Source organism: Nocardioides sp. PD653-B2 (genome assembly GCF_002117935.1).
Classification (GTDB): domain Bacteria; phylum Actinomycetota; class Actinomycetes; order Propionibacteriales; family Nocardioidaceae; genus Nocardioides.
On the sequence record NZ_BDJE01000016.1, the window covers coordinates 1 to 11,190 of the forward strand.

At 70.9% G+C, this 11,190-nt stretch carries 8 protein-coding genes, 1 pseudogene and 1 riboswitch; of the genes and pseudogenes, 1 reads left to right on the forward strand and 8 read right to left on the reverse strand.

Annotated elements, in window-relative coordinates:
* Positions 1-30: 30 nt before the first annotated feature.
* The 6 genes from cobN to PD653B2_RS07120 form a co-directional block, all read right to left on the reverse strand.
* Positions 31-3,690 (reverse strand): cobaltochelatase subunit CobN, encoded by a 3,660-nt coding sequence (gene cobN, locus PD653B2_RS07095; RefSeq protein WP_207559409.1) that lies wholly within the window; start codon positions 3,688-3,690, stop codon positions 31-33.
* Between the two features lie 33 nt (positions 3,691-3,723).
* A riboswitch (cobalamin riboswitch) is annotated at positions 3,724-3,876 on the reverse strand.
* 50 nt (positions 3,877-3,926) lie between these two features.
* The gene (locus tag PD653B2_RS07100; protein ID WP_085871646.1) at positions 3,927-4,103 is read right to left on the reverse strand and encodes a DUF1059 domain-containing protein; all 177 of its coding nucleotides are present in this window, start codon (positions 4,101-4,103) and stop codon (positions 3,927-3,929) included.
* Between the two features lie 28 nt (positions 4,104-4,131).
* A complete protein-coding gene (locus tag PD653B2_RS07105) occupies positions 4,132-4,998 on the reverse strand; it encodes a sensor histidine kinase (RefSeq protein WP_085871647.1) in 867 nt (288 codons plus the stop codon).
* A 49-nt stretch (positions 4,999-5,047) separates the two neighbouring features.
* Entirely contained in the window at positions 5,048-6,229 is a 1,182-nt protein-coding gene (locus PD653B2_RS07110) for an alcohol dehydrogenase catalytic domain-containing protein (protein WP_085871806.1), read from the reverse strand.
* A gap of 94 nt (positions 6,230-6,323) precedes the next feature.
* The gene (locus PD653B2_RS07115) at positions 6,324-7,715 is read right to left on the reverse strand and encodes a flotillin family protein (protein ID WP_089503907.1); all 1,392 of its coding nucleotides are present in this window, start codon (positions 7,713-7,715) and stop codon (positions 6,324-6,326) included.
* A 36-nt stretch (positions 7,716-7,751) separates the two neighbouring features.
* Positions 7,752-7,988, reverse strand: a complete 237-nt coding sequence (locus PD653B2_RS07120; RefSeq protein ID WP_085871648.1) for a hypothetical protein — start codon at positions 7,986-7,988, stop codon at positions 7,752-7,754.
* A 143-nt stretch (positions 7,989-8,131) separates the two neighbouring features.
* On the opposite strand from PD653B2_RS07120, the gene PD653B2_RS07125 reads away from it, so the two are divergent.
* On the forward strand, positions 8,132-9,424 hold the full coding sequence (locus tag PD653B2_RS07125) for a hypothetical protein (protein WP_133059010.1): 1,293 nt from the start codon (positions 8,132-8,134) through the stop codon (positions 9,422-9,424).
* Positions 9,425-9,595: 171 nt separating this feature from the next.
* Here PD653B2_RS07125 and PD653B2_RS25585 read toward each other — a convergent pair.
* Positions 9,596-9,994, reverse strand: a pseudogene (locus PD653B2_RS25585) (integrase core domain-containing protein); the annotation flags it as partial.
* Entirely contained in the window at positions 9,982-11,190 is a 1,209-nt protein-coding gene (locus PD653B2_RS07135) for a M20 family metallopeptidase (RefSeq protein ID WP_085871650.1), read from the reverse strand. The pseudogene PD653B2_RS25585 and the gene PD653B2_RS07135, both read right to left, overlap by 13 nt.

Consider the following 11,190-nt stretch of genomic DNA (forward strand, 5'->3'; position numbering starts at 1 on the left):
GAGGAGCCTCGAAACCACCATCGCAGGACCTCATCCCCGATCCTCCAGGTCGCCCTCGAGGTCGAGGTAGACCTGCTGCATCTGTGCCAGCACGTCGGCGTCGGGCTCGGCCCAGAGCCCCCGGTCCGCGGCCTCGTGCAGCTTCTCGACGATGCCGCGCAGCGCCCAGGGGTTCGACTTCTTCATGAACTCCTGGTTGGTCTCGTCGAGCACGTACTCCTTCGCGAGCGCCTCGTACATCCACCTCCGGACGACGCCGGTGGTGGCGGAGAGTCCGAAGAGGTAGTCGACGGTCGCGGCCAGCTCGAAGGCGCCCTTGTAGCCGTGCCGCTGCATCGCACCGATCCAGCGCGGGTTCACGACGCGGGCGCGGAAGACGCGGTTCGTCTCCTCCTGGAGGGTGCGGGTGCGCACGGCGTCGGGCGTGGTCGAGTCGCCGACGTAGGCCCGCGGGTCGGCGCCGGTCAGCGCACGGACGGTGGCGACCATGCCGCCGTGGTACTGGAAGTAGTCGTCGCTGTCGGCGATGTCGTGCTCGCGGGTGTCGATGTTCTTGGCGGCGACCTTGATCCGCCGGTAGTTCGTGCGCAGGTCGTCGGCGGCCGGTGCTCCGTCGAGGTCGCGTCCGTAGGCGAAGCCGCCCCACGCCGTGTAGACCTCGGCCAGGTCGCTGTCGTCGCGCCAGCTGCCGGACTCGACGACCTGGAGGATGCCGGCGCCGTACGACCCCGGCTTGCTGCCGAAGATGCGGGTCGTGGCGCGGCGTTCGTCGCCGTGCTCGGCCAGGTCGGCCTGGGCGTGCGCGCGCACGAAGTTGGTGTCGGGCGGCTCGTCCAGGGCGGCCACGAGCTGCACGGCGTCGTCGAGCATCGCCACGACGTGCGGGAAGGCGTCCCGGAAGAAGCCGGAGATCCGCACGGTCACGTCGATGCGCGGGCGGCCGAGCTCGTCGAGGGGGACGACGTGCAGGTCGCGCACCCGCCGCGACGCCTCGTCCCACTCCGGCCGCACCCCGAGCAGCGCGAGCACCTCGGCCACGTCGTCGCCGGAGGTGCGCATCGCGCTGGTGCCCCACACGCTCAGGCCCACCGACTCGGGGTAGTCGCCGGTGTCCTCGAGGTAGCGCTGCACCAGCGAGTCCGCCATCGCGACACCGGTCTGCCACGCGAGCCGCGACGGGATCGCTCGCGGGTCGACGGTGTAGAAGTTGCGCCCGGTCGGCAGCACGTTGACCAGCCCCCGCAGCGGCGACCCGGACGGGCCGGCCGCGACGAACCCGCCGTCGAGGGCGTGCAGCACGGCGTCGAGCTCGTCCGTCGTACGACGCAGGCGGGGCACGACCTGGGTCGCGGCGAAGGCCAGCACCCGCTGCACCTCCGGGTCGTCGTGCAGGGTGGCCGCGGCGTCGACCGACCAGCCGGCGTCCTCCATCCGCTGCACCAGCTCACGGGCCTGCTGCTCGATCGCGTCGACGGCGGTGGTCGACTCGGCGTTCTCCTTCAGGCCGAGCGCCGCACGCAGGCCGGGCACCGAGGCCGTCTCGCCACCCCAGACCTGGGAGGCGCGCAGGATCGCGAGCACCAGGTTGACCCGGGCGTCGCCGTCCGGCGCCTGGCCGAGCACGTGCAGCCCGTCGCGGATCTGGGCGTCCTTGATCTCGCAGAGCCAGCCGTCGACGTGGAGGATGAAGTCGTCGAACTCCTCGTCGTCCGGCCGCTCGTCGAGGCCCAGGTCGCGGTGCATCTCCGCCGCGTGCATGAGCTGCCAGATCTCGCCGCGGACGGCGGGCAGCTTGGCCGGGTCCATCGACGCGATGTTGGCGTGCTCGTCGAGCAGCTGCTCCAGGCGCGCGATGTCGCCGTATGACTCGGCCCGTGCCATCGGCGGGATCAGGTGGTCGACGATCGTCGCGTGCGCCCGGCGCTTGGCCTGGGCGCCCTCCCCCGGGTCGTTGACCAGGAACGGGTAGATCAGCGGCAGGCTGCCGATCGCGGCGTCGGTCGCGCAGGAGGCCGACAGCGCGGCGTTCTTGCCCGGCAGCCACTCCATCGAGCCGTGCTTGCCGAGGTGGACGACCGCGTGGGCGCCGAAGCCGTGAGCCAACCACCGGTAGGCCGCGAGGTAGTGATGAGACGGCGCGAGGTCGGGGTCGTGGTAGATCGCGACCGGGTTCTCGCCGAAGCCGCGTGGGGGCTGGATGAGCAGCACGACGTTGCCCGCGCGGATCGTGGCGAGCACGATCTCTCCGCCGTCGTTGACGAAGAGCGTGCCCGGGGACTCACCCCACGCGGCGACGATGTCGCCCATCAGGGCGGCCGGCACGTCGGCGGTCCACGCGTCGTACTCCGCCTTCGTGATCCGCACGTGCGCGTCCGTCAGCTGCGCCCCGGTCAGCCACTCCTCGTCCTGCCCGCCCGCGTCGATGAGCGCGTGGATCAGCGCGTCGCCGGCCTCGGTGTCGTCCTCGAGCTCCAGGCCGGGGATCGCCCCGACCGGTCCGAGGTCGTAGCCCGCGTCCCGCATCCTGCGCAGCAGCCGCACGGTGCTCACCGGGGTGTCGAGGCCGACGGCGTTGCCGACCCGCGCGTGCTTGGTGGGGTACGCCGAGAGCATCAGCGCGACCTTGCGCTCCGCCGGCGGGATGTGGCGCAGACGGCCGTGGTTGACCGCGATCCCGGCCACGCGTGCGCAGCGCTCGGGGTCGGCGACGTAGCGCGGGAGCCCGGCTGGGTCGTCGGGGTCGATCTCCTTGAACGAGAACGGCGCGGTGATGATCCGGCCGTCGAACTCCGGGATCGCGATCTGGCTCGCCGAGTCGAGCGGCGTCACTCCGTCGTCGGACGCCTCCCACTCGGCCCGGCTGCTGGTGAGGCAGAGCCCTTGGAGGACGGGGATGTCGAGCGCCGCCATCCGCTCGACGTCCCACGCCTCGTCGTCTCCGCCGGCGCTCGCGGTCGCGGGCTGGCTGCCGCCGGCCGCGAGCACGGTCACCACGAGGGCGTCGAGGGTGCCGAGCGCGTCGTACAGCTCGTCGGGCGCGGCACGCAGCGAGGAGCTGAAGAGCGGGACGCCGGTCGCCTCCCCCGTCGCGTCGATCGCGTCGCAGAGGGCATGCGCGAAGCCGGCGTTGCCGCTCGCCTCATGGGCGCGGTAGTAGAGCACACCGACTCGCGGGGTCTCGATACGCTCGCTGACGCTCGCTACTCGACCACCGATGTTCGTCGGTCGAGTAGCGCCCGAGGAACGAGGGGGCGTATCGAGACCACGGTCCGCGTACCCCCACGCCGGCAGCACCGCCGGCGCCTCGAATCCCTCGCCGGTGAGCAGCACCGTGTCGGAGAGGAACGCGTGCAGCTGGGCGAGGTTGGCCGGGCCGCCCTCGGCGAGGTAGCGGTGCGCCTCGGCGGCGACGCCCATCGGCACGGTCGAGAGCTCCATCAGCTCGGCGCTCGCCTGCTGTTCGCCGCCGAGCACCACCATCGGGATCCCGGTGTCCCGGATCCGGGCGAAGCCGGAGCAGAGGTCCTCGGCGCCGCCGAGGATCCGGCCGACGACCAGGTCGGCGCCCTCGATCGTCTCGGCCATCGACTGGTGCCCGGGGCGCGTCGGGTTCGCCAGCACGTAGTCGGCACCCGAGGACCGCGCGGACAGCAGGTCGGTGTCGGAGGTGGAGAGAAGCGCGATCTTCACAGGGATGCCTCCTCGGGGTTCTCGCCCCGGCTCGTGGAAGGAGGTCCCGTGGCCAGTGTCTGGCTGGGTCACCTGCTCGTCGGAGCAGGTGACCTCACAGTGGCGGAACCGCCCCGGACTCGCACCGGGTTCCTGCTCCACGAGACGTGTGCGGACAGACTAGTGCCCGCGCGAGCTCACCCGAAGCGGGTCGCGAATTGCCGTCGACCCGGATCCGGTCTCGCCATGGGCCGGACTCAGGCGACGAACGTGACCTGGGCCTCGACCGCGCGCAGCACGTCGGGAGTCACCTCGTTGACCCCGTGCGCCGACGCAGCGTGCGCGGCGACCTGGTTCATCAGCTGGTCGCGGTCGGTGTTCTCGAAACGCGCGGCGCAACCTGGCATGACGTCACCGCAGGCGAGCTTGAACATGGGAACCCCCTCGCGTGACCACCGACGATCACGCCTCTGTGTGTGTCGAACTGTGAGGCACTCTTACCCAGAGTGACGCTCCGTAGTCGTCCTGATCGGCGCCGATCGTCCCGGCGTGCGCGATCACGAGCGCGCGGGCGAGGTAGAGACCGATGGTGACACCGGTGCCGTCGTCGTTGAGGTCGAACGGCTCGAAGAGCGCCTGCAGCACCTCGAGATCGATGGGGTCGGCGTCGCGGACGACCCGCAGCTCGAGCCAGGGCGGTACGTCGGCGACCTCCAGCCGCAGGGACCGCGGGGTCGGGATGGAGCTCCCGGCCACCCACAGGTCGCGCAGCACCAGCCGGAACAGCGCAGGGTCGACGAGCAGCTCGACGTCCGGTCCCAGGCCGCCGATCTCGCCGACGTCGGGCAGCCCGGCCGCGAGCTCGCCGACCGTGACCCGGGCCGGGCCGACCGACAGCAGGCCGAGCGACGCGGCGGCGAGCATCTCCACGTCGACGATCCGGTCGGCGAGCCGGTTCAGCGCCTCGTCGAGGCGGGCCACCGTGCGAGCCACCGCCGCGGGCGGCACGTCGTCCTCCAGCAGCATCGCGACCCAGCCCTGGGCGACCGCCAGCGGGGTGCGCAGCTCATGGGCGAACGCCGCCAGGAACCGGTCGCGCTGGCTGGCGGCGTCCGGGTCCGGGGTGTTGGTGACCTGTGCGGTGCCGGCTTCGACGAACGACCTGACCCATCGGTGCAGCACGGCCGGGTCGACCGACCACTGCTGCGCCACCTCGGACGCCGACCGGCCGGCGAGCACCGCGAGCACGGCCGCGACCCGCGCGTCGACCGCTTCGTCGGCGCGGCCGCCCGCGATCACGCGAGGCCGCATCGCGGTGTCGTCGTCCATCGGACGAGCCTAGGGGGTGGCCCGGAGACGACCCCGCAGGCTCGGCCGGTCAGGGCTTGAAGACCACCTTGACGGTGCCGTCGAGCTTCTTCTGGAAGTTCTCGTAGGCCTCGGGCGCCTCGGACAGCGGCACCTGGTGGGTGGCGAACTGCTCGGTGCCGAGCGGGTCGGCGTCGTCGACGAGCAGCGGCATGATGTCGTCGACCCAGCGCTTGACGTTCGCCTGCCCCATCCGGAACTGGAGCTGCTTGTCGAACATCGTCATCATCGGCATCGGGTCGGTCTCCCCGCCGTACACGCCGATCAGCGAGACGGTGCCGCCGCGTCGGACGGCGTCGATCGCGGTGTAGATCGCCGACATCCGGTCGAGCCCGACCTTGTCCATGATCGCGGCCGAGAGCCGCTTCGGGAGCGCGTTGAACACCCGCTGGCCGATCTCGGCGACGGGCGAGCCGTGCGCCTCCATGCCGACGGCGTCGATCACGGAGTCGGCGCCGCGGCCCTGGGTCAGCGACCGGACCTCCTCGCCGACGTCGTCGACCGCGTCGAGGTCGATGACCTCGGCGCCCCGGGCCTTCGCCCGGGCGAGCCGCTCGGGCGCCCGGTCCACCGAGATCACCCGGATGCCCTGGTGCAGCGCGATCCTCGTGGCCATCTCGCCGATCGGACCGAGGCCGAGCACCAGCAGGGTGCCGCCCTCGGGGACGTCGGCGTAGACGACGGACTGCCACGCGGTCGGGAGCACGTCGGAGAGGAAGAGGAAGCGCTCGTCGACCGGGCCCTCGGGCACCTTGATCGGCATGAACTGCGCCTGCGGGACCCGCAGGAACTCCGCCTGCGCGCCGGGCACCTCGCCGTACAGCTTGCTGAAGCCGAAGAGCGCGGCGCCGCTGCCCTGGTCGCGCACCTGGGTGGTCTCGCACTGCGTGTAGAGGCCGCGGTCGCACATCCAGCACGAGCCGCAGCAGATCTGGAACGGCATGACGACACGGTCGCCGACCTTGAGGTCACCGGTGGCCGAGCCGACCTCCTCGACGATGCCCAACGGCTCGTGGCCGAGGACGTCACCCTTGCCCATGAACGGACCCAGCGTCTCGTAGAGGTGCAGGTCGGAGCCGCAGAGGCCGCTGGACGTGATCCGGACGATCGCGTCCGTCGGCTCCTGGATGGTCGGGTCGGGCACGTCCTCGACGCGGACGTCGCGCCGGCCGTGCCAGGTGACTGCCTTCATGGTGGAGCTCCCAACGTTGGTGTGGGTTGCTCCGGTACCCGTCGCCGACGGCGCCATGCCGACCCGATCGGGTGAAGGCGGCTCCCGGGTTCGGCTACTGGGCCTCGGCCGGCACCGGCTCGGAGGGAGCAGGCACCGTCGCCGCCGCGGGTTCGGCGGCGGTGGAGGTGGCCTCCCCCTTGATCGATGCGATCAGGTTCTGGGCCAGGCCGAGACCGGCGCCGCCCATCGTGAGCGCCTTGCCGAGCATGTCCTCCATGCCCTGGGCGCCGTTGAGGACCACCAGGTTGTCGATGTTGCCGAGCGCGGAGGCACCGGCCCGCACGATCTCCGGGTAGCTCTCGGCAATCGTCTGCGCGATGACCGCGTCCTGGTTCTCCGCGAGTGCTTCCGCACGCGCCTTGATGCCGGCCGCCTCGGCCAGCCCCTTGGCCTGGATGGCCTTCGCCTCCGCCTCGCCGGTGGCTTGGGTGGCCGACGCCTCGGCCAGGCCGCGCAGCTTGGTCTCCTCGGCCTCGGCCTGGGCGCGGGCGATCTTCGCCTGCCGGTCGGCGTCGGCGAGGGTGATCTGCCGGTACGCCTCGGCGTCGGCGGGCTTGCGGATCTCGGTGTTCAGCACCTTCTCGGCGCGCTGGGCATCCAGCTCGGCCGCCGCCGTCTCGGCGCGGACGACCTCCTGGCGGGCCTGCGCCTCGGTGAGCGGACCGGCCTGGGCCGACTGCGCCTTGGCGGTGTCGACCTCGGCCTGGTAGCCGGCCTGCTCGATCTGCGACTGGCGCACGGCCTCGGCCTTGCGGGCGTCGGCGATCTGCTCGGCCTGGGTCGCCTCCTGGTCGCGCTGGGCGGCGGCGATGCGAGCGGCCGCCTCGATCGCAGCGGCCTGCGGCTTGCCGAGGTTGTTGATGTAGCCGACCTCGTCGTCGATCTCCTGGATCTGCAGCGAGTCGACGATGAGACCCAGCTTGCCCAGGTCGTCGGCGAGCGACGTGCGGATGTTGGCGGTCAGCGACTCGCGGTCGTGGAGCATCCCCTCGACGGTCATGCCGCCGACGATGGCGCGCAGGTGTCCGGCGAACAGCTCGTGGATGGTGCTGACCAGCGTCTCCTCGTTCTGCTCGAGGAAGCGCCGGGCCGCGTTGGCGATGCTGGCCTTGTCGTCGGCGACCTTGAAGACTACGACGCCCTTCACCGTCAGCGGGATCGACTGGCTCGAGACCGCCTTGACGGTCAGCGTGGTGGTCCGCAGCCCGAGGTAGAACCGGCGCACGGTCTGGAAGCCGGGGATGACCGCCGTGCCGCGCCCGACGACGATCTTGAAGCCGCGACCGGTGTCGCCCGGCATGTCGGCCGAGGTCTCGCCGTGGGCGCCGAGGCCCGAGATGATGAGCGCCTCGTTGGGCTCGGCGACCCGCCAGATCACCTTGAAGACCAAGACGATGAACAGCAGGACGACGAGGGCTGCGATGCCGGTGAAGAGAAGCGTCATGAGATGACTTTCTGGTGGCAGGTGCGGAGCTGGGTGTCAGAGAGCGGCGGAGACGTAGACGATGCGCGGCTGCGTGTACTCCATGACGCGGACCAGCGTCCCGATGGGGAGCGTGTCGGTGCCGACGTACGGGTAGGCGTTGAACGCCTCGCTGCCGCCCCGGATGGGCAGGATCACCTCGCCGACCAGCCCGGGCCCGACGGTGCCGGTCACCCGGCCCTCGCGACCCACGACGCTGTCGTCACCACGATCGACCGGCGATCTGCGCGTCATGGGTGCTCCTTCATCCTCGTCCGAGCGAGTGAGCGCTCATCAGATCACATCCAGGCGCCGGCCACGACGCACTTCCCGGCCACGAACCCGTGGCCGGCGGGCACCGAGGCGACGGGCTGCGCGATCGCGCCTACCCTCGGATGATGAGACGTCTCCTGTTCCTGGCGCTGGTGGCCCCGCTCGTCGCCGTCGGACCGTCGGTTGCCGTCGGTGTCGCTGCGGGAGCAACCGAGCATCGCTGCCACGGCAGACCCGCGACGCTCGTCGGCCAGCCGCACCACACGGTGACGGGCACCGACGGGGACGACGTCGTGGTGACCCACGGGGCCCGCCGGGTGCGGACCTACGGCGGTGACGACCTCGTGTGCGTCACCGGCTCGCCGGCGCAGCTGGTGGTCGACGTGGCGGAGGGCGACGACGTCGTGGACACCACGGACGCGGCCCGAGCGGTGACCACGCGACTGGGCACGGGTGCGGACAGGCTGATCGGAGGCCCGCGAGCCGACGCGGTGACCGACAACGAGGGCTATGTGTACGACGACGACGCCCCGGACGTGATCAGCACGGGTGGCGGTGACGACGCGGTGATCACGGCTGACCGGGGAGCTCCCGACCGCGACCTCGTCTCCCTCGGAGCGGGAGACGACACGCTGACCTTCGACGGAGGCCGGGGCCGCACCCGCTTCCGTGGCGGCGAGGGGGCCGACACCCTGATCCTCGAACCCGACTACGCAGTGCACGCCCCGTTGGTCGTGAACAACCGACACCAGCGCGCGATGACCCAGGGCGACGTGGTGGTGCGCTGGGCGAGCTTCGAGCGCTTCGACCTGACCTTCACGCGGGCCCGGAAGGTGACGTTCCGGGGCACCGCGCAGGACGAGACGGTGATCGTCGTCGGCCGCGAGCGCACGCAGTTCGACATCAGCACGGCCGGAGGGCACGACCTCGCCAAGCTCAGCCTGCGCGCGTCGGGACACGTCGACCTCGGCGCCGGCTCCGACGAGATCGCGCTGTTCGGCAACGGCGGTCCGCTGGTGCTGGACCTCTCCAGGCGATCAGCCCGGTACGTCAACCGCCACGGGCACCTTCGCTTCCTGCGGATCCTCGGCGTCGAGGACGCCGGCGCCGGCGGGTGGCCCCGCGTCACCCTGATCGGTGACGCCGGGTCGAACCAGCTGCGGGTGAACGCGGGCTGCCGATCGGTCATCCGCGGTGGTCCCGGCGACGACCGGATGGGGCGACGCGGCCCGGCGACGATCTGCGACGACGACCAGGGCCCGGCATCGACGATGCGCGGCGGTCCCGGCGACGACATCATGCGCGGCGGCCAGCAGGACGACCTCCTGATCGGCGGCTCGGGCACGGACCGGGCCGACGGGCGCATCGGCACCGACACCTGCCGGACGGAGGCGCGGCGCAACTGCGAAGCATCCTGACGCGAGGCCAGAAGTAGCGAAGGCCGGTCCACCGCGTATCGCGTGTGGACCGGCCTTCGTTCGGTCGGGCTGACGGGATTCGACCCTGCGACCCCCTGACCCCCAGCCGGTCTGCGCAGGCTTTCGTTGTGGGCCTGGCACGAACGGGCGACAGCTTCGGCGAGCCACCTGGGTGGCGGTTGGCGTCATGATCAGTCCGTACTCGACCGGGGTCAACCGTCTGAGAGCAGACTGCCTCCGACGGCGGTGGTAGGTCTTCTCGATCCACCTGACAATCGCGGGCCGTAGTTCGTCACGCGTGGACCAGGAGCGGCGGTCGAGGATATTCCTCTGGAGGAGCAAGAGGAACGACTCCATGGCTGCGTTACCGCCGGCTGCTCCCACGCGGCCCATGGAGCTGACCATGTCGTGACGATTGAGCGCGTAGACGAACATCCTTCCCCGGACCTGGGAGCCGTGGTCGGTGTGCAGCGCAGACCCGGCCACATCCCCGCGCCGCGCAGCGGCATTGCCTTGCGCAGCGACCACACATCGACGCAGATCAGATGTCACCCTGTTCACGAGTCCGAAGCAAGATGCCCGCCTGTGGCCGCCTGTCGCTGCGGAGTGGGAGGCCGGGACTCCTGGTCTGGACCATGTCTCAGGATGCTGCCTACCACTGACGCCAGGATTCCTGCCCCGTCGAGCACAGCTCGGTCTCCGTCCGGGCCGCCGGCGTAGTCGGCGAAGTCTCGGGTGTGCAGCGACACCTCGTCGGGAGCGGCCTTGATCATCGGGTGAATCGAGGGGACGACGTGACTGACGTTTCCCATGTCAGTGCTGCCGACGACCCTGGTGGTCGAGTTTGGAACCTCAACCAGGCGCCCGAACAAAGCGGCCGCTTCCACGTAGCGAGTCACAAGGTCCGCGTCGCTGCGCAGGTCCTGGTAGACGCGACCAATTGGCTCCTCGATGCAGGTGCAGCCAGCGGCGTTTGCCCCCGCCTCCAGGCAGATCTGCACTCGGCGAGAGAGCTCATGCAGGCCGTCCAGCGAGGGGGACCGGGTGAACCATTCGGCCTCCGCGAGCTCAGGGACGACGTTGGCACGCACTCCTCCGTTGGTGATGACGCCGTGCACCCTTTCGTCGGCTTTGAGATGCTGGCGCAGCGCTGCCACGTTCATGTATCCCAGCACGGCCGCGTCCAACGCGTTCAGCCCTTGGTCCGGCGCGGCCGCTGCGTGGGCGGCCCGGCCGTGATAAGTGACCTTTCTGCGCTCGATCGCAACGGCGTTCATGTGGGTCAGGTCACGACCTGCGGGGTGAACCATCATGGCTGCGTCGAGTCCGGCGAAAGCATCCCGCTCCAGCATCAGGACCTTGCCCGCACCGCTTTCCTCGGCTGGCGTGCCAAGCACGATCACCGTGCCCTGCCGATCCGCAAGCAGCTCGGCGGCGATCGCTGCGGCGCCTGCGCCGGCGGCGGCGATCACGTTGTGGCCGCAGGCGTGGCCAATCTCGGGCAGCGCGTCGTACTCGCAGACGAGACCGATTCGCGGACCGCTCCCGTTGCTGAGCACCGCCCGGAAGGCCGTCTCGAGTCCAAAGGCCGAGCGCTCGAGAGTGAAACCCTGGTGCTCCAGGAAGTCGGTGAGGACGTCGTGGGCGAAGCTCTCCTCGAAGGCGACCTCGGGTCTGCGATGGATGTCGTGCGAGATCGCGAGCATCGCGTCCTGGTGTTTCGCGCGGGCGGCGACGACCTCGTGTTCGATGCTGGTCATGTCCAT

Coding starts and splice junctions, on each gene's coding strand:
- PD653B2_RS07120 (WP_085871648.1), bottom strand. CDS start 7,988: ATGACGCGCAGATCGCCGGTCGATCGTGGTGACGACAGCGTCGTGGGT.
- PD653B2_RS07110 (WP_085871806.1), bottom strand. CDS start 6,229: ATGAAGGCAGTCACCTGGCACGGCCGGCGCGACGTCCGCGTCGAGGAC.
- PD653B2_RS07135 (WP_085871650.1), bottom strand. CDS start 11,190: ATGGACATGACCAGCATCGAACACGAGGTCGTCGCCGCCCGCGCGAAA.
- PD653B2_RS07125 (WP_133059010.1), top strand. CDS start 8,132: ATGAGACGTCTCCTGTTCCTGGCGCTGGTGGCCCCGCTCGTCGCCGTC.
- PD653B2_RS07105 (WP_085871647.1), bottom strand. CDS start 4,998: ATGGACGACGACACCGCGATGCGGCCTCGCGTGATCGCGGGCGGCCGC.
- PD653B2_RS07115 (WP_089503907.1), bottom strand. CDS start 7,715: ATGACGCTTCTCTTCACCGGCATCGCAGCCCTCGTCGTCCTGCTGTTC.
- PD653B2_RS07100 (WP_085871646.1), bottom strand. CDS start 4,103: ATGTTCAAGCTCGCCTGCGGTGACGTCATGCCAGGTTGCGCCGCGCGT.